General features: G+C 67.8%; 16 protein-coding genes. 5 read left to right on the forward strand and 11 right to left on the reverse strand.

Annotated features, from left to right (window positions below):
* Nucleotides 1–12: 12 nt before the first annotated feature.
* The 9 genes from MKCMC460_RS11275 to MKCMC460_RS11315 form a co-directional block, all read right to left on the reverse strand.
* The gene (locus MKCMC460_RS11275; protein WP_238305715.1) at nucleotides 13–3,114 is read right to left on the reverse strand and encodes an FAD-dependent oxidoreductase; all 3,102 of its coding nucleotides are present in this window, start codon (nucleotides 3,112–3,114) and stop codon (nucleotides 13–15) included.
* On the reverse strand, nucleotides 3,111–3,515 hold the full coding sequence (locus MKCMC460_RS11280) for an SCP-2 sterol transfer family protein (RefSeq protein ID WP_238305717.1): 405 nt from the start codon (nucleotides 3,513–3,515) through the stop codon (nucleotides 3,111–3,113). Before MKCMC460_RS11280 ends, MKCMC460_RS11275 begins: the two co-directional genes overlap by 4 nt.
* Nucleotides 3,508–4,530, reverse strand: a complete 1,023-nt coding sequence (locus MKCMC460_RS11285; protein ID WP_238305718.1) for a hypothetical protein — start codon at nucleotides 4,528–4,530, stop codon at nucleotides 3,508–3,510. The genes MKCMC460_RS11280 and MKCMC460_RS11285 overlap by 8 nt, the downstream gene beginning before the upstream one ends.
* Nucleotides 4,527–4,808, reverse strand: coding sequence for a hypothetical protein (locus MKCMC460_RS11290; RefSeq protein WP_238305719.1), 282 nt, complete (start codon nucleotides 4,806–4,808; stop codon nucleotides 4,527–4,529). Before MKCMC460_RS11290 ends, MKCMC460_RS11285 begins: the two co-directional genes overlap by 4 nt.
* The gene (locus MKCMC460_RS11295; protein ID WP_236976460.1) at nucleotides 4,805–5,263 is read right to left on the reverse strand and encodes a hypothetical protein; all 459 of its coding nucleotides are present in this window, start codon (nucleotides 5,261–5,263) and stop codon (nucleotides 4,805–4,807) included. Before MKCMC460_RS11295 ends, MKCMC460_RS11290 begins: the two co-directional genes overlap by 4 nt.
* A complete protein-coding gene (locus MKCMC460_RS11300) occupies nucleotides 5,260–6,447 on the reverse strand; it encodes a polyprenyl synthetase family protein (protein ID WP_238305991.1) in 1,188 nt (395 codons plus the stop codon). The genes MKCMC460_RS11295 and MKCMC460_RS11300 overlap by 4 nt, the downstream gene beginning before the upstream one ends.
* Nucleotides 6,444–7,220: a hypothetical protein gene (locus tag MKCMC460_RS11305; protein ID WP_238305722.1), complete on the reverse strand. Its 777-nt coding sequence runs from the start codon at nucleotides 7,218–7,220 to the stop codon at nucleotides 6,444–6,446. Before MKCMC460_RS11305 ends, MKCMC460_RS11300 begins: the two co-directional genes overlap by 4 nt.
* 101 nt (nucleotides 7,221–7,321) lie before the next feature.
* Complete coding sequence (locus MKCMC460_RS11310) at nucleotides 7,322–11,656, reverse strand: AAA family ATPase (protein ID WP_238305992.1); 4,335 nt, start codon at nucleotides 11,654–11,656, stop codon at nucleotides 7,322–7,324.
* A gap of 257 nt (nucleotides 11,657–11,913) precedes the next feature.
* Nucleotides 11,914–12,762, reverse strand: coding sequence for a thioesterase family protein (locus MKCMC460_RS11315; protein ID WP_236976458.1), 849 nt, complete (start codon nucleotides 12,760–12,762; stop codon nucleotides 11,914–11,916).
* A gap of 73 nt (nucleotides 12,763–12,835) precedes the next feature.
* Between MKCMC460_RS11315 and MKCMC460_RS11320 the strand changes: the two genes are divergently transcribed.
* The 4 genes from MKCMC460_RS11320 (at nucleotide 12,836) to MKCMC460_RS11335 (ending at nucleotide 19,724) form a co-directional block, all read left to right on the forward strand.
* Nucleotides 12,836–13,240: a nitroreductase gene (locus tag MKCMC460_RS11320; RefSeq protein ID WP_236976457.1), complete on the forward strand. Its 405-nt coding sequence runs from the start codon at nucleotides 12,836–12,838 to the stop codon at nucleotides 13,238–13,240.
* Between the two features lie 95 nt (nucleotides 13,241–13,335).
* Nucleotides 13,336–14,868 carry a class I adenylate-forming enzyme family protein gene (locus tag MKCMC460_RS11325; RefSeq protein ID WP_370653165.1) on the forward strand — a complete coding sequence of 511 codons (1,533 nt, stop codon included), beginning with the start codon at nucleotides 13,336–13,338 and terminating at the stop codon, nucleotides 14,866–14,868.
* Nucleotides 14,869–15,340: 472 nt separating this feature from the next.
* Nucleotides 15,341–16,456 (forward strand): PPE family protein, encoded by a 1,116-nt coding sequence (locus tag MKCMC460_RS11330; protein ID WP_238305724.1) that lies wholly within the window; start codon nucleotides 15,341–15,343, stop codon nucleotides 16,454–16,456.
* A gap of 22 nt (nucleotides 16,457–16,478) precedes the next feature.
* Nucleotides 16,479–19,724, forward strand: a complete 3,246-nt coding sequence (locus tag MKCMC460_RS11335; RefSeq protein WP_238305727.1) for a carboxyl transferase domain-containing protein — start codon at nucleotides 16,479–16,481, stop codon at nucleotides 19,722–19,724.
* Between the two features lie 45 nt (nucleotides 19,725–19,769).
* Here the strand turns inward: MKCMC460_RS11335 and MKCMC460_RS11340 are convergent, their stop codons facing one another.
* Nucleotides 19,770–20,093 (reverse strand): PE-PGRS family protein, encoded by a 324-nt coding sequence (locus tag MKCMC460_RS11340; protein ID WP_236976454.1) that lies wholly within the window; start codon nucleotides 20,091–20,093, stop codon nucleotides 19,770–19,772.
* A 105-nt stretch (nucleotides 20,094–20,198) separates the two neighbouring features.
* Between MKCMC460_RS11340 and MKCMC460_RS11345 the strand changes: the two genes are divergently transcribed.
* Nucleotides 20,199–20,966, forward strand: a complete 768-nt coding sequence (locus MKCMC460_RS11345) for an SDR family oxidoreductase (RefSeq protein ID WP_236976453.1) — start codon at nucleotides 20,199–20,201, stop codon at nucleotides 20,964–20,966.
* A gap of 7 nt (nucleotides 20,967–20,973) precedes the next feature.
* Here MKCMC460_RS11345 and MKCMC460_RS11350 read toward each other — a convergent pair whose 3' ends face one another.
* Nucleotides 20,974–21,711, reverse strand: coding sequence for a dienelactone hydrolase family protein (locus tag MKCMC460_RS11350; protein WP_236976452.1), 738 nt, complete (start codon nucleotides 21,709–21,711; stop codon nucleotides 20,974–20,976).
* Between the last annotated feature and the right edge of the window lie 23 nt (nucleotides 21,712–21,734).

A 21,734-nucleotide genomic window follows, 5' to 3' on the forward strand; every position in this document is an offset into this window, starting at 1 on the left:
CGCCAAAGCCGCTCAGGGCGAAGGTGTTTCGCCGGCTTCCCGTGGCCGCACTCGCTGCGCACCCGGACGGGTGAACAGCGATCGCGGCGCTGGCTGCGGCGACGCAGTGGGCTGGACGCGATTCATCGCGCTGCGAAAAGGCGATCCCACCTCAGCGCGCGCGGCTGCCTCCGTTGGGTGGAGTGAGGCCGGGTGGGATTGCTCGTGGGGTCCGTGAATCCGGTCAATCTGATACCCGAAGTCGTTGCCGGGCGCAATCGGTGCCGACGGGTCCCCGAGCGCGGCGCGCATTGCCGCCAGGTCGGAGCCGGTGCTGCTGATCTGGCTCAGGGAATAGCTGCTGGGCGGCAGATCCACCGGCGGCGGCCACGTCGGGCCCGATCCCTTGGCGGTGTCGTCCGGCGGGGCGCCCTTGCTGGCGTTGTCGTCGGCGGGCGGGATCGGCACATCAGGCGGACGGTAGTGACCGGGCGCCCCGGGCACCCCGGGCCCGTTGGCGGGCGCCCCGGTCGGCGAAGGCCCGTTGGCGGGCGCCCCGGTCGGCGGAGCCGCATTCGGCTGCCAAGCAACCGATGTCGGCGCCGGCGCTGCGCCGGTCGCCGACTCCAGGAACTGCCGCCAGGCCTGCAGGTAGCCGAACAGTTGCTGGCTGTAGTCAGCCGGCGCTGGTGGCACCGCAGCGCTGGACGGCATAGAAGGCATGGGCGGCCCGTAAGGCACGAACGGCGCAGCCGCCGGCATGGGCGGGGCGACCGGGAACCCCGACCCGGCCGTCATCGCCGTCCACTGCTCCAGAAGCTGTCGCCCGGTCTGCAGATAGTTGAGCAACTGCTGGTTGAAGTCGTTGAAAGGCATGGACATTGGTGGACCTCCCGCGAAGGTAGGGGACAGGGGAAACGGGACTGGCGAGTCCAGCGGATGCGGCAGTGACTGCTGGCAGAGTTTCGAGTCGAGCGTGCGTAGCGCACGGGTTTCGGCGGGCTCGCGGTTTTCGATGTCGAACACGTAGCAGTAGTCGCCGGCCGAGGTCGGCAGCCGAATCGGACTCGACAGGCCTTGATCGAGGAAGCCGAACGGAAACTTCCAGTCCAGAGTGGTCTTGTCTCGGCGATCGACACCGCCTGACTCGACCCAGATGTAATGGTCGAGAATGGCATTCACGGCGTGGCGTCCCGACTCGCACGCGGCCTCCATCGAGGTGACCCGGGTGAACGTCTTGTTCCAGGTGCCCGCGAAGACCACCGAATTGTTGTGCACTTGATAGCCGCCGTGGCGGGCCTGCCAGACGTTGCGTTGCTGAAGATCTTCGAGCCACCAGTCCTCGGACGGTGCGCTGCTCCACGACGATCCGTGCGGGTTCCACGGGTCGCTGCCGGGGCGATTGTTCCAGTCGCCGACGATGGGAACCAGGTACGGTGACTCGTTGCGGACCACGCGGCCCCGGCCCTGTCCGGGCCCGTCAGCCATGATCAGACTTCGATCGAGCGCGTACCACACGGGCCACGGCATCGCCTCTTCCCCGACGGATCCGGCGCAACTGGTGAGTGCGCAAACGATCTGTCGCCATACCTCCGCGGCGATTTCGTCGGCCGTGCAGTCGCGAGCCGCCTTGCCCCGGCCGAACTCGTCGACGAGATGACTGGAGGGAGTGTTGAAATCTGCGATGTCGACCGACAGCACGGAGACGTGTCCGTCGCGGTCCAGACTTGGCCGCTTCTCCCAGAATCCGGTCTGGTTGATCGACGACAGCGCCCACTCTGTGCCGCTGAACAGCATATGTCCGCGGAGTAACTGAAATTCCGTGTCGAAGTAGTACTGGATGCCGCACAGCGTTTGGAACCGATCCCACGGCACCCGCCCCATTTGATCCATCGAGTAGGGATCCCGTCGCTGGCGCGGCCGGGTTGTCTCAGGCTGCAGGGGACCCTCAGGTGGGGGAGGGATGGTGGCGTAACCGTCCAGCCTCGCCACGGTGCCGCCGGTGCCCGCTGCGCGCAGCGCGGTGGTGACATATTCGGCTGCCGGGGCGTCGACGGCGACGACGATGTAGTCCGGAGTCACCTGCGTACCGTCGGCGAACGTGACCCCGGCACGGGGCCGCAGATGGGGTGGCTGACTCGAATGAAAGGCCGGCGGGTCGAGGCGGGTCACCTTGTTGTGGACGAAGCCGACGCCGAGCGAGACCAGGTGGCGGTACCAGTGGTCCAACCACGATTCGGTGGTGGGACCGTTGAGCACGCCGTCGGCCTTGTTGTCGCGGCGGTCCATGCTCAGATACAGCTGCAGATACGTGCTGAGGTTGGTGCGCGCGTCGCCCCACTGCGAGTCGAGGGCGACCAGGATCCTTGGCATGTGGCGCAACAGCGCATCGCAAGGGGGCGTGTAAAAGAACTGGTTGATCCCCGTCGTCCGGTCGTGCCCGACCAAGAAGTCGTAGGCCGACATGTTCTGCAGTTCCCGGGCGCGACGCAACGGACTGGTGGCGAGGTAGCGCAGCATCCTCAGCTGAAAGGTGGTGATATCGCCGGGTGTGAAGCTCAATGTCGCGAACTGGCTGAGGATTCCGAGAAATTCGGCGAAGCTGCGTGGTAGTTCGCTGGGAAAGACGAGCGACGGCTGGCCCTGCACCGTCGTGCCCTTGGTGACCACCCGCCGGACGTTGTCGTAGACAGTGCGTGAAGTTGCCGTCCAGCGGGCCGTCCCGTCGGCCGTCTGGGTGAGCTGATAGACCGGAGTGCGTTGGAACAGGTCCCAGATGTGCAGGTAGTAAGCCGGGAAGAAGCGGAAGCCATGTTCACCGGCAGCCGCTCGCCCCGGATCACGGGGCTGACCCCGACGGCCCGGGAAGGGGCGCAGCTCAGCTTGGCTTCCGTCGTGCGTGCCCACCGTCGAATACTGCGAGGCGGCCAGCCCGCCGAGCTTGACCGGAGGGTAAGTTCCGGGCGGCTCGGTCCCCAACCCGTTGCGTTCATCGCGCCGTGCCTCGTACACCGTGACGACGAAGCCGCGCTCGGCGAGCTCATGCGCCGCGGTGAGTCCGGCGATGCCCGCCCCCAGCACCGCCACCGTGGGACGTGGTTTGCGTGACGCCGGTGTCGTTATGCACTCGCTCATGGCGCCCCCGCGCGAAGCTCAGTCAGCAGTACGGGCAGCGAGGGCGCCCGGACCGCGGCATGGACGTATGCCCGCAGCGAGTCGTGAGCACGCTGGACGTCATCGAGGGAACCGTGAACGCACACCGCCCCCGCTTCCACGGCCTCACCCAGCCCGACCCGCGCATCGAGCAGATCGAGGATCGCGACTCGCGAGGTGGCGATCCGGGCATCGCCCGGCTGCGCCGCACCTTCGGACACTCGAAGCCGATCACCGCCGCGCAGTGTGAACACCTCACCGTCGACGTCGATTTGTACCACCAGCGGGCCGAGCTCGCTGACCAGCAAGCGGTAGCTGTCGGGCACCTCGTTCTCCAGGTGCTCGACCGAACGCCGCAATAGCGACGAAACCCGTTCAGCCATGTAGGAACTCGAATACACCGGTACCGGCGAAGTCGATGTTTTCGCCGTTGATCGTTCCGCTGGCTCGGGCGCTACCGTCTGTTTCGCAGAGCACGGTCGATCGATCGAGACATACTTCGCTCGGCTGCGCCAGGCGGGCATAACAGCGCGAACGGAACTCGATGTGCACCGTATCGGCGCCCCGGGTTGCGGTGACGTCGAGGCGCTCCGGGACGCTTGGCACCTCGCCGTCGAGCAGCAACCGCATTTGGGGCGGCAAGGTGCAGTCGGCCGCGCGGCTGAGCAGACCGTCCGAGCGCGTCTGCACCGCCGCGTGCCGAAACGTCGCGGCAGGCTCGTCGTGATGCCACACGTAGAGCGCACGCGACAGGCAGCGCAGCCGACTGCGGTCGGTCATCTGCACTACTACCATCGACCACGGGTTGCCGGGTTCGGTCGGCAAAACGGTGCCCCACGTCCAGCCGAAGTCGTCGCCCCACCAGAAGCGGCCCCAGTTGTGGTCGTGATAGGCAAGGTCGTTTTCCATCCGGTACTCCCGGCCGGCGATACGTAGCCATCCGTCGGCGCGCAGCCGAGGTACGAAGAGCCAGCTGATTCGGCCGTCTCCCACCGGTTCGTTACGAACCACGACTGGCCTGCACCCGGAGGTGAAGTGCAGTTCGCCGCGAATCCCCTTGTCGGGCAGGTCGATTGACACGCGATAGCCGTCGGGTAGCACGGAGACCCGGCTGTCGCCGATGGTGAGTTCACCCAGATCGGCCGAGACGTTCAGCGCGCGCTCGTCGAACCGCTCGATGGCCCCCGTCCAATTCTCGTCGCGCGCGATCACGATCGCGCGTGGCGTAAGGCGGACTTCATCTGTCCCGAACGCTTCATTGGTGAGGCTGAAGTTGATCAACAGCCGCAACCCCCGACCGTGGACCACGAAGTGGTGCCACTCCTTGAAACCCGCCGGCCGGGCGGTGGCCAGCACCGGGGCGCGGAGGAAGTCGCTGCGCGCGAGCAGGGCACTCATCGCAGCCACCGCGTGCTCGGTGCGACGGGCAGCGTTGCGTCGGCTGTCATGTTCTGCTGTGCGGCAACTGGATTGGCGAGCCGCTCGATCCCCGCACCGATACTTGCCACCCCGAGCAGGACATGCACGAAGTCGTCTGCTTCGCAGGGACTTTCAGGTCGGCGGCCGACGTCGTCGGCCAAGGTGTGAACCACCCGGGCCAGCCCGGCGATGCCGACCAGGTAGCCGATGAACTCGCTCTGGTCGGCGAGCGCTTCGCGGGGATCGGTGAGCGTCATGCGAACCCCTCGGGCCGCAGCCGAGCCAGGACGGAATCGTCGAGCCCACGCCCGATCAAAGCGTCGGCCAGCAGGTCTGCCCAGGCGTTCGGGACGCCGCTGGGCGCGGTGGGACCGTCCAAAATGTTGAGGCTCACCATCTCCCAGACGCGTCGCAGGTTCTCCACTGCTTCGGAGGCGACCAGCGCGTCGCGCAGCCGCGTCCCACGGGGGGTGCGTGCATAGCGGCGGCCTTCGGCAACAAGGAGATCGTGCATGCGTCGGGCGGCCGCGGGATTGCCCAGGACGGCACGACGCAGCCCGACGAGGACGTCGAAGACGGTTCGCTCCGTCCCGTCGGCCTCATCCGGAGGGGCCGGACGCAACTGCGGGGTCTGTTGTTCGATCAGGTCGAGGGTGAGTTCGCGGATCCGCTCGAGTTCCGCGAGCATGCCGATCAAGCCTTCGGGGTTCATCGGGTCCGCCCGTGCACGTAGTCGACCAGGTCGGCGAGCACGTCGCGGTGGCGGCTGCGCGGCAACCAATTCAGGGTGGCAAGAACTTTGGCCGCCTCCCGTGCCTGCCGGGCGGCGATGTCGCGGGCGTGCTTGAGTGAACCGACGCGGTGCATCAATTCGTAAAGCCACCGAATGTCGTTGAGGGTCTTGGGCTCTGAGGGATGCTGCCCCTGCAGCCGGGCCTCGATCTCGGCCCGGCCCGACTGGGACAGTTGCCCGCGAGCGGCGAGCCGGTCCAGCAGCTCGCTCAGCCCCAACTCGTCGTCCGGGCTCGGACGGCGCTTGGCCAGAATCCGCACGGCCTGATCCCGGTCGTTGGGCTCGGCAGTGCGCAAGGCGTGCAACAACATCAGCGTCCGCTTGCCCTCCCACAGGTCGCCGCCGATCTCCTTGCCGTATTCCTGCGGGTCCGCCCGCAGGTTCAGCAGGTCGTCGGTGATCTGGAAGGCCGCGCCGAGATGTCGGCCGAGGGACTCCAGCGGCGCCAACCGCTCGGCTCCCGCGCCGGCGGCGATCGCGCCGGCCTGTAGCGGCGTAATGAAGGAGTACCAGCTGGTTTTCAGTTCCACCATGTTCAGGTAGTCGGCGTCGTCGAGCCGCCAGGCGTTGGACCGGACCCATTCGAGTTCCACGGCCTGGCCGTCCACGGTCAGCCGGGTCATTTTCGCGATGGCACGCAGGATGCGTAGCGCGGGCCCGAGGCCGATGCGCTCGACGTTGTCCAGCAGCGGCTGCAGCGACATCGACAGCATGGCGTCGCCGACGTTGACCGCAATCGGCACGCCGTGGTCGACGTGCAGCGTGGGTTTGCCGCGCCGCCACCAAGATTCGTCCTCGATGTCATCGTGGATGAGGAACGCATTGTGATAGAGCTCCAGCGTCGCGGCGGTCGGCAGTATCGCCTCGAGGTGGCCACCGAGCCCGAGGCAGGTGGCAATGCTCAGTGCCGGCCGCAGCGCTTTTCCGCCACGCATCGGGTAGTCGAGGATCATTTCGTGCAGACCGCTCGAGTGAGCGTCACCGGGACCGTAGAGCCGCTTGATCTCGCCGAAGCAAGCGTCCTTGCATACAGCGAGATAATCCTCGAGCGGGCTGAGCGCCGTCGGTACCGGCCGCGCGTCAGGCAGCGTGGCTGTCATCAGACGGTGAAGGCAACGAGGCCGCCTTCATCCTTCACCCTGGTGGCGTATGCGATGCGGACTCTCAATTCGATTGTGTTAGCGGCCACTTCGCCGACGACTTCCAGGCTGGGAGGAATGCTGACGGCGATGTCCACCGCTTCTTCACCCGCCGACGCGTCCGCTGCGCCTGCGGGCGCAATTCGCTGGCGCCGTCCCAGCAGCCACCCGCGGACATCGGGGTCGGTCGCGAGCGTGTCAACCCGCTGCAGGGAGTTGACGTTCGCCGGAGGTAGCAGCACGTCCGTTCCGGCGTAACCGTTCGCGATCGTGCTCGCGGCGAGCGCCATCACCCCGAACGTGTCGGTGACCAGACACGACGGGGCACGGTATCCGTTGTTCTCTACCTGCGCGCGGGCCGCGATCAGCGCAATCAGGAGATCCGATGCGGTAATTCCGCCGACCACCTGCTTGGGTGTCGTCCCCGTCAGCAGCGCCGGGAATACGGCGGTGTCGAAATCTGCGGCAAGCTGGACGGTGCTGGCGATCACGTTCGCCAGCAATGTGTCGGCAGTCGGGGCGACAACCTCGGCCAGCGTCAGCGTGAATGAAACGACGTGCGCTGGGGTGAGCGACAACAGGTTGATCGGCGGGGTCAAGTTGTCTTGGGACACCGCCGTCTGGCTGGGGTCGCCGGTGTCCCAGTGCGGGATGGCCTGCCAGGCGACGCTGGTCTGCTCGAAAGTCTCTCGGACTGTTTGGTTGGCCAGGGCCAACCGCTCCGCACTCAGATACATGTCTGACACTCCTTGCCGGCCCCGACTGTCGTTCAAATCATGGCAGACAGAATCAACGTGTGCGCAATTAAATTGCCGAGGTTCAAAAGTGAAGTAGTGCGCTACTTGGTCATCAGGGCTATTTCTTGACCAGGGGTCAGCTCACCGCGTGCCACCGCGTCGCAGTGCGCCAGATGCAGCGGTGCTACGGGATCCTCGGGCAACAACTCGCGGCATCGTTCGAAAGCGGCGCGCGCCCCCTCGACGTCGCCCGCGTCGAACAATGCGAAGGCCTCGTCGAACGCGGGTTGCGCCGCGCGCTTTGCGGCCCGCAGGGGAGCCGAATCCTCTTCGTACACTTCGTAAATCGTCACCGGTCGACGTCGGTTGACCACCATCACGCGCTCCATGCGCCGGATGTCGAATTGCTCGGACGACGAGAGGCGCTGATAGGTGCGGTCGGAGATGAGCAACGCCGAGCCGTAACGCTTGTTGGTGCTCTCGATACGTGCGGCGAGGTTCACCGCGTCGCCGATGATGGTGAGCACCATCCGGTTCACCCCACCGACGAGCCCGACCGCCACCGCGCCTGTGTTGATGCCGATGCCCGCCCGCAGCTCCTCGGAGCCGAGTGCTGTGCGTTCCTGGTTGTGCTCGCGCAGCGAGCGCAGCATGGCCAATCCCGCGCGGATGCCGTCGGACTCGGACTCGAACACGGCGACGATCTCGTCCCCGCGCACGTCTTGAATCATGCCGTGGTAGCTGATGATCGGCAGCTCGACAGCCCGCAGGAAGCCCATCGCCAGGTTGCCCGCCTCGGCGACGTCCATGTCCTCGATCATGGTCGTATAACCCCGGATATCGCTGATGAGCACGGTCATCTCGCGTTCCACCCGGTAGCCGCTGCGGACGCGGCGAAGGTCGTCGATGTCGAGGATGCGCAGCAGTTCATTGGGCACAAACCGGGATTGCACGTCGATCAGGGACTGTCGGTGCTCGTCGGCGGCCCGCAGGCGTGCCTCGAGCTGGAAGTTCCACAGGGGCGCGGCGGCCTGGGCGCTTAAGAAGGCGACCGCCTGTTCGTGGTCGGCGGTGAAGCTTCCGCCGGATTCGTCCTGCTCGGCGTAAATGACGCCGATTATTTTGTCCTGCAACGTGATCGGAACGACGAGCACGGACGGGCCCGGATGCTGTTGACCGCGTCCCGGTGACCGGCCACCCGGTTGGGCGGGCTCGGCGGCGACGATCATGGGGGAGCCGGTGCCCATCGCGCGGCGCACGATGTCGGCGTCGTAGGGCACTTCGGTCCAGGGGCCGTCCACGATCGAGATGTCGCCGTGTTCGTGGATGGCGCGGACCGACAGATTCTCCGCTGCACCGGTGAGGAACAGGACGCGGCGCGCACCGGTCGTGTCCGCCACCGAGCCCAGAATGATGTTGGCCAAGCCGTCCGGGGTCCGGGCGCCCGACAGCGCGTGCAGCAGCTGATGGGCGCCAACCGGGTCGATCCCGGCCGCATCCGTCTTGAGATCGCGTCTGAGCAGCCAGGGATGTTCCCGCGCCAGCCAGTCGGTACGCACCTTGAAACCCAGGTTCAGCCAGCGCTGATAGGCCGATCGCAGCATATGGTCGCGCAGCGTCGTCCGGCTGGTGTCGGCATAGAGGGCGGCCGCCTCCTCCTGGGCTCGCGCACTGATCATCGGCAGCTGATTTTTCTCGGCGAGCTCGATCGCCCTGTGCAGGTGGCGCTCGGCCTTGGCGTGTTGCCCCCGCGCTCGCGCCCATGCGCCCCGGATCAGGGCATAGGGCGCTGCGTAGTTTTCCGGTGCCTCCGTCGCCCACTTGCGGTGCGACGCCAGCGTCTGGCGGACGAAACGCGCCGTCGAGCGATCCCGAGGCGCGCACCGGATCATGCTGAGCGCGGCGATGAGGTGGACAAGTTCTGACACCGCGGTGCCGGCCAGACCCCCGAGGTGCTCGATTGCCTCCGGGGTGGCGGCGACCGCGCCGGCGTGGTCCCCGCACCAGAAGTGCAGGCCCTGCTTCATGGCTGCGGCGACACTCAGCGACACCTCGTCGCCCTCCCGTCGGGCGGCTGGCAGCACCTCTCGCTCGTCGTATCCGCTTTCGCCGGCGAGGAGGACGGGATCGGCGCTGCGGCCCATCAGGTTGAGGCAGAACTGGTGCATGGCCTGGCATAGCGAGCTGTGCACCGGCTGGGAACGGATGTGCGGGATCAGGGAGCTGGCGATTGCGTCGATCTCCGCGAGCGGACGACCGACGCAGAACGACTGCGAGAGCAGGACGGCGACCAGGCTTGCAGCGCTCTCCTGGTCGCCCTGGTCGAGCGCCTCCTCGATGGCGTCGCGAAGCTCGCTCAGGCCGTCGCGGAGCGGGTGGCGCCAGTGCTGGATGAAGTCCAGGTGCATGAACAACGTCTGCGGCCGCGCGTCCCGGAATTCCGGTCGCTCGGCAAGCATCATGCCGACCTCGCCGAAGCGCTGGCTGCCGGCATGGTCACCGAGCAGTACGAGCACAATCCCGTAACCGCCGATCACCACCGGCGAGGAGGGTGTGTGGCCGTGGGCCAACATCAGATCGAGTTGCTTGCGTACCAGCAAGGGCAACAGGTTGGGCCGGACGAGCACCGACAACCTGCACAGTTCGGCGAGAATCGGCTGGATTTCGATGACCCGCCGGTCCGCACAGTGCGGCAGGTCCAGCAGTCGCTCGCTACTCCAGCGGCTCATCGTCAGTCGCATCCGGACGATCGCATTGCCCATCCGCGGCTTGCCCGCCTCGCTGGGGATCTTTTCGCCGAGTTCGTCGAGGGCTTGCAGCCCGATTTCGAGCGCCTCCTGCAGGCGGTTCTCCGCGACCCGGCCCTTGAGCCGTAGATAGGCCAGGCGCGCGCGGTCCGGCGGTTCGTACAGCATCTGCTCGGCCTCGTCGAGCAGCGCATTGAGCACCGGTATGTCACCAACCAGCAGTGCGGCCTCGGCGGCGTCGAGCTGCAGCTCCCGGGTCAGCGCGAAGTGGGCGGCCCAACGTTGCCCGCCAAGCAGATCCAGAGCATTACGGCAATACCCGAGGGCCAACGGGAACGAAGCCTGCGCCCGGGCCTTGCGCGCCGCCCGCCGCACCACCTCGACGAAACCGGTGCGTTCGACCTCGTCGGCCAACCCCAGCCCGCCGATCCCGACGTGGCGCGCGGCCTCGAACACCCGATCGTCCCCGAGCGTGACCAGTCGCCGCCCGATACGCAGGTGCACGGCGCGCATCTGATCGGCGGACATCCCGGCGCGCGCTGCCTCGGCTACCCGGTCGTGGCTGAACCGGTAGCGGGCGTCGCGGCTGATCGCGTTGGTAATCCGCTGGCCACCGCCGTCGAGGGCCTCGACCAAACGAAGCTCGAGGCACACCCACAGCGCGTGGGCCACGACGTCGGGAGACCGCGCGGCCGCTGCCGTCGCGTCGTCGAGGTCGAACTCGGTGCCGATACACGACAACGAACTCAACACCTCCCGGTCGGTCGGGCGGAGCTGATCGAGGTAGCGCCCCAGGAACTCCGCGGCGGTGGCGGAGACCTCGATCGAGCTGAGTACGCGCAGATCCCAACTCGGGCGGCCGCCCGGGCCGGCCGGGTTGAGCGCGCCTTCGCGTTGCGCCCGATAGAACAGCTGACGCAGCTGCAGCGGGTTGCCGCCGGTCCGATGGTGGAACTCCGCTGCCACGTCGCGCATCTCCACGCTGCGACCGCACACCTCGGCGAGCAGCTCCTCGACATCATCGGCGGCCAGCGGTTCGAGCTCGATCGTCTTCAGGCTCTGCGCTCTGATGCCCGCCGCGGTCGCATCGAACGCACCCGAGCGGTACGCACCGACGACCAGGACGTTGCGCAGCGACACCGTCAAGAGTTCGGCCAGCAGCAGCAGTGTGTCCCGATCGGCCCACTGCAGGTCGTCGATCGCCAGGACCACCGGCCGATAGGACGCCGTGGCGGACAACAGCCGAATGGCGGCGCGGTGCAATTGGCGGCGCGAGTCCGCCGCATCGAGGTCGACTTCGTCCGAGGGGCCGCCCAGCACCGCCGCCAGGTCGGGCACGAGTTCGCCGAGAATGCCCGCAAACCCCGACATCTCGCTGACCAGATCGGCGCGCCAGTGCTCGCATTCGGGCGGCCCGGTGACCTGCATGCTGCGCACCAGCGAGCCGAGCGCGTCCGACAGCGCCGCGTAGGGGGCGGCGGCGCCGTCCCGGCACCTGCCGTACGCGAACACGCAGCCACGTTCGGACACCTCGACGCCGAAGGCCTGCATGAGCGTCGACTTGCCGACTCCCGGTGTCCCGCTGAGCAGCAGGCACTCACCGCCGACACGTCCCGCCGTTTCCACCGCGGCCCGAAGTTCGGCGAACTCCTGCTGCCGGTTGATCAGCCGGCCGTCGAGGTCGAGCACCGGGGTCGTCACGGCGCAGGGCACACCGGGGTGGGCGCTGCCGGCCGGACTGCGCAGTACGGGAAAGGGGTCCGGAAAAGGAGTAGCGGTGTTAAGTGAATGCGCATGGCCGGTTCCCCTCCAAGGGAATGTCCACCCGTCGTAGTGACCGTCCGCCCGCCACCCGAGACGTGCGGATCCGGTCGCGGCTGATGGAGCGTCAGCATAACCCAAACGCCGCACCCGGGCCGAGGTCTGGCAGCCCGGTGGCGTTTCGGCTAAGTGAACATCGGTTTGAATGCCTCGGCGGGCTGCGCCAGGGCCAGCGCCGAACTGGTGCCGATCGGCCCGTGCTGGTCGAACAGGATCGCGCTGCCGGTGGCCACTCCGGCGGCTGCGTAATGACTCTGGGCGGCCAACCCGACGTACTCGCCCTCCGGCAGTCGGCTTGCGGTGACCGTGTAGTCGGCATTGATGTACCGCAAACCCCCTGTGCCCCAATGGGTTAGCGAGCTTGTCACATCCCCGACGAACGCCAGCCGGGTGAACGGGGTCAACGGAAAGCCCTCCACCAACGGACGGAAAAGCCTTGTCCAGGCGAATTTCTGGGAGTGTGTCTGCTCCCACTCGCCGGCCGCGATACCCGGGCTGCCTGCCGAAGTGGCGCCGTACCCCCAGATGTGGAACGGCATGTCGTCCGGAAAACCCGCCGAGCCGGCCGGAAGGGGCGGCATCTGCACTGCTGCCGACCAGACTTCGCCCTCGGGATGGTCGCCGCGGCGCAGAAACAGCGCGCTGGCCCGCGCCACGGTCTTCCCGTTCTGCACCAGCGTGCCGTCGACGAGCCTGAGACGACGACCTGCGCGCTGCACCGAGGTATGAATCTGCACCGGCTCGAGCAGCGCCGGCCGCAGTAGGTCCACGGTGAGCCGGGCGGGCTGAAAATCCGCGTCGATACCGGATTGTTCGATACCGGATTGTTCGATTCCCCAACCCAACAGACCGCCGACGATCTGACCGCCCATCGTCGCGCCCCAGGGACCCCGCGTCATCTCACCGGGCAGGTAGAACTCGCCGTCGACCGTGAAGAACGCGTCGAGTGCGGGCGTGGAGTCGGCGGTCGTCATCGAGGACAGACTAACCGGCGATTCAGGACGTAAGTCCCTGGCCATCGGTCCCCGATGCCAGCAGGCTGAACACATGCCCACCTACCGAAATCCACACGTCCGGGACGCGGTCCGACAACTCAACAAGCGGGTGACCAACCCGCTCAGCATGGCCTTGGCGGGCCGCCGCTATTGGTATGCGTCGGTGATCCGGCATACCGGCCGCAACTCGGGACGGCGATACCAGACTCCGGTTGTCGTCATCACGACGCCGGACAAGATCCTGGTGCCGCTGCCCTACGGCACCGGTGTCGACTGGCTGCGCAACGTGCTCGCCGCCGGATCGGCGACCGTAGTGACCAAGGGGCGCACCGTCGAGGTCGTGCAGCCGCGCGTCATCGACGCCGCCACCGCCGAGCCGCAGCTGCCGGGGTGGTGGCGCTGGATCACGCGCACCGTCGACGTCGACAACTTCCTCGAAGCCGATTTGCAGACCTGATCTGCTGCGCCGATCTGGACCATGGGCCACGCGGCTCCTACGGTGTGAGAGGCATGCTCGATCGGGCGGCGGAAGGAGCCACGGCCATGGCGGAAATCGTCGAGATCCCCCGGGACGGCAACCCTTTCCCGCGGACGGGGGTTTCCTTCGGCCGCAACGGCGTTCCGCACTATGACGACATCCCGGCCACCCTGCTGGACATGCTCGCCGAGCACGTGGACGCGCGCCCGGACAGCGAGGCCGTCGTCGAACTGGGCGGGCAGCGATTGACTTACCGGCAGTTGTGGGACCGTGCGGCGCGGGTGGCCGGCGGTCTGCGGGCGGCCGGGCTCAAAGCCGGTGACCGGGTGGCGATTCGCCATCATGCGGGGGTCAATTGGGTGCTGGCTTTCTGGGGCACGGTGCTGGCCGGAGGCATTGCGGTGGCGGTCAATACGCGTTCGGCTCAGCCCGAGGTGGACTTCGTCCTGGCCGACGCGGGAGCGCACGTCGACCTGGCGCCGGATGCGCCGCTGCCGGACGGGCGGCCCTACGTGACCGAGCGGGCGCAAAGCACCGACGTCGCCGCGCTCTTCTACACCTCCGGCACCACCGGGCATCCCAAAGGCGTACCGACCACGCACCAGGCCTTTGTCACCAATACCGAGAACGCGGTGCGGTGCCTGCGGCAACCCCGGGACATCGCCGAAGCGCTGCGCACCCTCATTTCGGTGCCCTTGTTTCATGTGACGGGTTGCAACTCACAGCTTCTGGCGGCGCACCGGCTCGGCGGCGCGGCGGTGATCATGCCCGTTCTCAACCTCGACGAGTTGGTGAGCGCATTGAGCGCCGAGCGCATTTCGGTGATGGTGACCGTTCCCGCGATCTACGCACTGTTGTTGCGGCACAAAGGTTTCGCCGCCGCCGACGTTTCCGGTGTCCGCTGGGCGGGCTACGGTGGCGCCCCGATCGCGCCCAGCTTGGTGCAGTCGGTGCAGGTCGCGTTCCCGTCAGCCCAAGTGTTCAACGGGTACGGCATGACCGAGAGCGCGTCCCTGATGACCGTGCTACCCGACGCGGACGCGGTCGAGCACGCGGACTCGGTCGGATATGCCGTTCCCTCAGTCGATCTCGGTGTGATCCCGATGGGCGGCGACTCCGCTGACTCCGGTGACCTGGTCGGAGAACTCGTGACCCGGGGCGCCAATGTCACCGCCGGTTACTGGAACCGTCCGGACGCCACCGCCGCGACGATTGTCGACGGATGGTTGCACACCGGCGACGTGGTGCGTGTCGATGCCGCCGGCCGCGTGCACATCGTTGATCGGCTCAAGGACATCATCAACCGGGGCGGCGAAAACGTCTCCAGTGTCGAGGTGGAAGCGGTGCTGCTTTCGGCTCCCGGGGTGGCCGATGCGTGTGTGCTCGCGGTGCCCGACGAGGTGATGGGCGAGAAGGTGGGGGCGGTGCTGGTCGGAGAACAACTGGATGTGACGGCGGTGCTCGAGCACTGCCGCACGCAACTGGCCGACTTCAAGATTCCGCAATACGTCTCGGTGGCGACCACGCCGCTGCCGCGCAACGCCGGCGGAAAACTACTCAAAGGCGCGCTGCGCGAACAGGTCCGGTGGGGGCCGGCGCTGCGCTGAGCCGTCCCGCAGGCCGCCCCGACCATCGGGATACTCAGCGCGCCGGGCTTGGCCATGGCGGCAGAGGCGGGCCCGGATACGCCGGGTCGCGATACGGTTTGCAGCCCGTCGTGCTGCGCAAAGTCGCCGCGTGAGCTGCTTGTAAACGGTGGCTATGACGGACTCCCGGGAAAATGACAAGAGTCGGGTTCTATGAATTCCGTATGTCTGCTAACCGGTCGAATCCCGTCTTCACGAGGCTCTGACCAGCCACGATACAACGACGGCGGCCGCACCCGTGCGGATGCGGGGTATCGGCGATTCAGGGAGCATGCAGAGAAATACGGAGTCAACTCGACCGGCTTACTGCGACCGGTCTGGCAACGAGTGGGGGGTTCGCCGAGCGCACGCGTACCGGCGGTGAGCTTGATCGGACAAACGGCCTGTTGGGCGGGAGCGCCGGTACCACGGCCCGCCGGAGAACGGATACAGATTGGATTTCGGGGCACTGCCTCCAGAGGTCAACTCGGCGCTGATGTACGCCGGCGCCGGGGCGGCGCCGATGCTGGCGGCCGGGGCGGCGTGGAACGGTGTGGCCGCCGAGTTGAGCGCCGCCGCGTCCGATTTCGAGGCGGTGATAACCAGGCTGACCACCGAGGAATGGCTGAGTCCGGCAGCGCGGGCGATGGCCGCTGCGGCGCAGCCCTTCTCGGTCTGGCTGAGCTGCACCGCTGACTGCCTGGCGTTCGCCGGGGAACAGGCCCGGGCGTCGGCGGCCGCTTTCGAGACCGCGTTCCGGGCGACGGTGCCGCCGGCCGAGGTCGCCGCCAACAGGGCGCGGTTGACGCAACTTACGGCGACCAACACATTCGGGCAGAACGTGTCGGCCATCGCGGCCGCCGAGGCGCGCTATGGCGAGATGTGGGCGCAGGACGCCGCGGCCATGTACGGGTACGCCGCGTCCTCGGCGGCGGCAGGGCGACTGGATGCGCTGCGCAGCCCGTCGGCGGTGGCCGACCCCGCCGCCGCGCCCGCGCAGCAGACCGCCCTGGCGCATCTGGTCGACAGCGGCCCGAACGCCGTACTGAGTCTGGCTGCGCCGGCCGCCTCGACCTCGCCGGCAGCGGTGGGCGGGATCGGGGGGATCATCGGGCTGCTTGCCTGGATCGACGGCATCGACCATCCGATCTTCGAGGTCGTCAACCACGTCAAGGCCGTTTACGCCGACTTCGGTGCCAATTTCTCGAACATCGCCATGCCGGCCAACGACGACGACGACGATTTCGCCGATATCGCCGCAGCGAAGGTTGCGGCGAGGGCCCGGCTGGGTGCGCCCGCGGTGCCGGCGGGTGCGACACCGGTGGTGGCCGCCTCGGGTGCGGCGTCCTCGGTCGGTCGCCTGTCGGTGCCGACGGGGTGGTACGTCGCGGCGCCGGCCCGGGCCGGCGAACCGACGTCGGTCGGCACCGGCTGGGCGGTTCCCGGCGCGGACGATCCGATGGACGTGCTGCCGGGCGCACCCGCCGTCGTCGTGGACGGCGCCCGACCGGTGTCGGGGCCGCGTTACGGCGTGCGGCCGACGGTGATGCCCAAGCACGGCGTCGTCTGATCTGGCCCGTACGCTAAGCGCTATGCGGCCGGCAGCGCGCGAACGCGAAACCACTCTGCTGATTGCCAATCGCGGCGAGATCGCTCTCCGAATCATCCGCACCGCAACCGAACTGGGCATGAGTACGGTCGCTGTCTACGCGGACGACGACGCCGACAGCCCGCACGTACACGCCGCCGACGAGGCGATCAACCTGCCGGGCAACGGTGTCGCGGCCTACCTCGACCAGACCGCGGTGCTGGTGGCCGCGAAATCGGCCGGCGCCGCGCTGATCCACCCGGGCTACGGGTTCCTCAGCGAGAGCGCGCAATTCGCCCGGACCTGCGCGAACGCCGGGTTCGTGTTCGTGGGTCCGGCGGCGGAGTCATTGGAGTGCTTCGGCGACAAGTCCGCCGCCCGCGGCGCCGCGGTCACCGCCGGCGTACCGGTGCTGGCGGCCACCGACGGACCGGCCAGCGTGGACGAGGTGCGCGCCTTCTTCGCCGTCCAGGACGGCGGCATCATCATCAAGGCGCTGGCCGGGGGAGGCGGGCGGGGCATGCGCCGGGTGGACAGCGCCGACCAGGTTGACGATGCCTACCGGCAGTGCGCCGCCGAAGCCCGACTCGGCTTCGGTGAGTCGGCGGTTTTCGCCGAAGCGCTGCTCGACGACGCCCGGCACATCGAGGTGCAGATCGTGGCCGCGCCGGACGGGGAGCGGATGCGGGCTATTGCGCTCGGCGATCGCGACTGCAGTGTCCAGCGGCGTTATCAGAAGGTCATCGAAGTCGCTCCCGCGCAACAGCTTTCCGACGAGTTGCGGCGCGCACTGCACGGTGCCGCAGCCCGGTTGTGCGCCCAGGTGGGTCTCCGCGGCCTGGCAACCGTGGAGTTCCTGGTTCGCGGTTCCGAATTCGTCTTCTTGGAGGTGAACCCGCGGATTCAGGTCGAACACACCGTCACCGAAGAAGTCACCGGCACCGACCTGATCGCAGTGCAGTTGGCGATTGCCCGGGGTGCGGGCTACGGGCAGCTGAGCCTGCCGGCCGGAATCACCTCGGACGGAACCGAAGTGATCGGTCAGCCGATAAAGCCGCACGGCATCGCCGTCCAGGCGCGGGTCAACATGGAAACGTTCGCTCCCGACGGATCCGTCCTGCCCACGTCGGGAACCCTCAACGTATTCTCGCCGCCCACTGGCCCGGGGGTGCGGGTGGACACCTACGGTCGTCCGGGCCTGACCCCGAGTCCTAGGTACGATTCGCTGCTGGCCAAGGTCGTCACCCATGTGCGGGGCGCGTCATTTGCCGCCGCAGTCCGCAAAATGCACACCGCGCTGGGCGAATTCAGTATCGAGGGTGTCGGCACCAACCTGGAGTTACTGCGAGAGCTGCTGTCCGACAGCGACTTCCAGTCAGGTGTGGTGACCACGAGTTTTCTGGACAGCCGGCTTCCCGGGCTGGCCGCCGCGGCCACGTCGCACCAGCGCCGGCAGCAGGCCCACGTCGAGCTCTACCCGGGGGAGGAAGCGTTGCGGGCACAGCTCGCCGGCACGGTTATCGAGGTCGCGCCCGAGGGCACCAACGTCGAGGCCGGCGGGCAGCTGGTGGTGCTCGAAGCGATGAAGATGCAGCACGTGCTGGTTGCTCCGGGCGCCCTGCGCACCACCCGCAACCTGGTCATGCCCGGCCAAGTCGTCGGGACCGGCGACCCGCTGGTGGTCTACACCCGCACCGGATCCGAGTCCAACGACGAAAACACTTCGGGTTCAATCGATCTCGATGCATCTCGCGCCGATCTGGACGAGGTGCGGCGGCGCCACCTGATCACCCTGGACGAAGGCCGACAGGCGGCGGTCGCCAAGCGGCACCAGCGGGGCCGTCGCACCGCCCGGGAGAACATCGCCGACCTGGTCGACCCCGGCAGCTTCGTCGAGTACGGCGCGCTGGCGATCGCAGCGCAGCGCAGCCGCCGCTCCGAAGAGGACCTGATCGCCAACACCCCGGCCGACGGCCTGGTCGCCGGCCTGGCCACCATCGGGGCGCACCGGTTCGGGCGCGATGCTGCCGAGGCGGTGGTGGTGTCCTACGACTACACCGTGTTGGCCGGTACCCAGGGCATGCGCAACCACGCCAAGACCGACCGGGTTTTCGACCTCGCCGTCCGGAAGCGGCTGCCGGTGGTGCTGTTTGCCGAGGGTGGGGGCGGGCGGCCCGGCGACACCGACGTCGGCGGTCATGCCGGCCTGGACGTGCCGACGTTCGCGGCGCTGGCGGGCTTGTCCGGTCGGGTGCCGTTGGTCTCGATCGTCTCGGGGCGGTGCTTTGCCGGAAACGCCGCGTTGGCCGGGGTGTGCGACGTGATCATCGCGACACCGGACGCCAACATCGGGATGGGCGGCCCGGCGATGATCGAGGGCGGCGGGCTGGGGGTGTATCCGCCGGAGGCGATCGGTCCGATCGATGTGCAACGGCGCAACGGCGTGGTGAGCCTGGTGGCGCGCGACGAAGCCCACGCGGTGGCCTTGGCCAAGCAGTACCTGTCCTATTTCCAGGGCTCGCTCGGAAGCTGGGAGGAGCCCGATCCCCGGCTGGCTCGGCATGTGGTGCCGGAGAACCGGTTGCGCGCCTACGACGTGCACCGGGCGATCGAGTCGATCGTCGACGTCGGCTCGATGCTGGAGCTGCGACCCGATTACGGGGTAGGCATTGTCACCGCGCTGGTACGGGTGGAGGGCGAGGCGTACGGGCTGATCGCCAACAGCAGCCACCATTTGGGTGGGGCGATCGACGCCGAGGCCGCCGACAAGGCGGGGGACTTCCTGGCGCTGTGCGAATCGTTCCGTCTGCCGGTGGTGTCGCTGTGCGACACACCAGGATTCATGGTCGGGCCTGAGACGGAGAAAGAGGCGGCGGTCCGCCGGTTCGGCCGGATGTTCATCGTCGGTGCACAATTGACCGTCCCGTTCGGAATGATCATCTTGCGCAAGGGATATGGCCTGGGTGCAATGGCGATGGCCGGTGGCTCGTTCCACGCGCCGCAGTTCACCGTCGCATGGCCGACCGGCGAGATCGGCGGCATGGGTTTGGAAGGTGCTGTGCGGCTTGGCTTCAGCAAGGAGCTGGCGGCCGCCGCGGACGACGCCGCACGACAAGCGTTGTTCGACAGGCTGGTTGCCGCCGCCTACGAGCACGGCAAGGCGTTACGCGCTGCCACGACTTTCGAACTCGACGATGTGATTGACCCGGCAGAGTCCCGGACCTGGATCACCAGGCTGCCGGGACACTGACGGGTTGTGGATAACGGGGTAGTGGTGTTTTGCGTGGGAACCGAATCAGCCGTGGCCGGTGCCGCAACCGACGCCCGGAAGACAGCCTTCGCCGCCCGGCACGCCACCCGGACCGGCGAACTGGCCGCCGCTGCCGCAGATTCCGCCTACGCAGCCCTGGCCGCCGGGTCCGCCGCCGGGGCCTTGGTTGACACCGCCCGAGCCGCAGTTTCCGTTGGCGTCGCAGCCGCTGCCACCCGGGTCAAGGGGTGCGAAATGCGTGATGCCGGTGCTGGGAGAGCCCGGCACGGTCGCGGCAACGTCTGCAGAGGCCATTGGCGCCGCGGCAATCGCTGTAGCGACAGCCCCGGCCACCACCAGTGGTTTCATAAAATTCAATTTCGATAACATGCATCTCGCATACCACGTGTGCGCGCATTCAAACCTTGCCCCAAAAAGTCTTTCACCACTTTTTACAGACAGCAGGCTGACATCATGACCTCACTCGATCTGACCGGCCGCACCGCCATCGTCACCGGCGCCTCACGCGGCATCGGGCTGGCGATATCGCAGCAACTCGCCGAAGCGGGCGCCAACGTGGTGCTCACCGCACGCAAACAGGAGGCCGCCGAGCAGGCTGCCGCCCAGGTCGGTGAGCGGGCGCTGGGCGTCGGTGCGCACGCGGTGGACGAGGACGCGGCGCGGCGCTGCGTCGAGCTCACGGTGGAACGGTTCGGACGGGTGGACATCCTGATCAACAACGCGGGCACCAACCCGGCGTTCGGACCGCTGATCGAGCAGGATCATGCGCGGTTCGCGAAGATCTTCGACGTCAACCTGTGGGCGCCGCTGCTGTGGACATCGCTGGTCGTGAAATCGGGAATGGGCGAGCACGGCGGTGCGATCGTCAACACCGCTTCCATCGGCGGCCTGCACCAGTCGCCGGGGATGGGCATGTACAACGCTACGAAAGCCGCGCTGATTCACGTGACCAAGCAACTGGCCCTGGAACTTTCACCGCGTATCCGGGTCAATGCCATTGCCCCGGGCGTGGTGCGCACCAGGCTCGCCGAGGCGCTGTGGAAAGGCAACGAGGATCCGCTCGCCAAATCCATTGCGGTGGGCCGCATCGGTGAGCCCGTCGACGTGGCAGGTGCGGTCGCGTTCCTGGTGTCGGACGCGGCGAGCTGGATCACCGGCGAAACGATGGTGATCGACGGCGGCCTGCTGCTCGGCCCCGCGGGCGGTTTTCAGTCCCGGTAAGTGACGCTCAACGCAGCGCCGAGGCGAACGTCTCCGCCATCGCCGCCCAGTGCCGCTCGGCGGCCGCGGCGTCGTAGGGCGCATTGTCGGGCACCGCGAACCCGTGCCCGGCCTGGTACCACTCGATGGTGTGCCGGACCCCGGCCGCGGTCAGTGCTTTGCCCAGCTGCTCGGCGTGATCGGCGGTGAACGACGGGTCGTTCTCGGCGCCGCCCACGTAGATCACCGCGTTCATCCGGTCGGCCAGCAGGTGCGGGCTGTCCTCGTTGTCGCTCACCAGGCCGCCGCCGTGGAACGACGCCGCCGCGGCGACCCGCTGTGGAAGGCGCCCGGCCAGCAGCACCGAGATACGTCCGCCCATGCAGTAGCCGCAGACGCCGAACCGCTCGCCGGTGACCTCGGGGCGCCCGGCCAGGTAGTCGAAGAGCGCCTCGGCGTCGCGGGTGATCCGGTCCGGCGTCAGGGTACCCATCATGAACATGATCCGGGCTCGCTCGTCGGCGTCACCGAACACGGTCGCCATGTCAAACGGGGCCCAGTCGCCCTCCCGGTAGTACACATCGGGAAGCAGTACCGCGTAACCGAATCCGGCCAGCTTGGCCGCCATCTCGTCGAACGTGTCCCGCACGCCGCCGGCGTCGGGGATCATGACCACCCCGGGCCAGGGGCCCGTCCCGTCCGGGGTGAACAGTGCGACGTCGCAGCTGCCGTCGGGGGTGGTGACGCTGTCGGTGATTTTCGGCATGCCCTTCGTTCTACTCCGCCCCG

Source organism: Mycobacterium sp. 20KCMC460, from assembly GCF_022179425.1.
Classification (GTDB): domain Bacteria; phylum Actinomycetota; class Actinomycetes; order Mycobacteriales; family Mycobacteriaceae; genus Mycobacterium; species Mycobacterium kiyosense.

Excerpts from the sequence above, each read along its gene's own strand:
- MKCMC460_RS11305 (WP_238305722.1), bottom strand. The coding sequence starts at position 7,220 with ATGTATCTGAGTGCGGAGCGGTTGGCCCTGGCCAACCAAACAGTCCGA.
- MKCMC460_RS11340 (WP_236976454.1), bottom strand. The coding sequence starts at position 20,093 with ATGAAACCACTGGTGGTGGCCGGGGCTGTCGCTACAGCGATTGCCGCG.
- MKCMC460_RS11315 (WP_236976458.1), bottom strand. The coding sequence starts at position 12,762 with ATGACGACCGCCGACTCCACGCCCGCACTCGACGCGTTCTTCACGGTC.
- MKCMC460_RS11320 (WP_236976457.1), top strand. The coding sequence starts at position 12,836 with ATGCCCACCTACCGAAATCCACACGTCCGGGACGCGGTCCGACAACTC.
- MKCMC460_RS11290 (WP_238305719.1), bottom strand. The coding sequence starts at position 4,808 with ATGACGCTCACCGATCCCCGCGAAGCGCTCGCCGACCAGAGCGAGTTC.
- MKCMC460_RS11285 (WP_238305718.1), bottom strand. The coding sequence starts at position 4,530 with ATGAGTGCCCTGCTCGCGCGCAGCGACTTCCTCCGCGCCCCGGTGCTG.
- MKCMC460_RS11280 (WP_238305717.1), bottom strand. The coding sequence starts at position 3,515 with ATGGCTGAACGGGTTTCGTCGCTATTGCGGCGTTCGGTCGAGCACCTG.
- MKCMC460_RS11275 (WP_238305715.1), bottom strand. The coding sequence starts at position 3,114 with ATGAGCGAGTGCATAACGACACCGGCGTCACGCAAACCACGTCCCACG.
- MKCMC460_RS11335 (WP_238305727.1), top strand. The coding sequence starts at position 16,479 with ATGCGGCCGGCAGCGCGCGAACGCGAAACCACTCTGCTGATTGCCAAT.
- MKCMC460_RS11295 (WP_236976460.1), bottom strand. The coding sequence starts at position 5,263 with ATGAACCCCGAAGGCTTGATCGGCATGCTCGCGGAACTCGAGCGGATC.
- MKCMC460_RS11345 (WP_236976453.1), top strand. The coding sequence starts at position 20,199 with ATGACCTCACTCGATCTGACCGGCCGCACCGCCATCGTCACCGGCGCC.
- MKCMC460_RS11350 (WP_236976452.1), bottom strand. The coding sequence starts at position 21,711 with ATGCCGAAAATCACCGACAGCGTCACCACCCCCGACGGCAGCTGCGAC.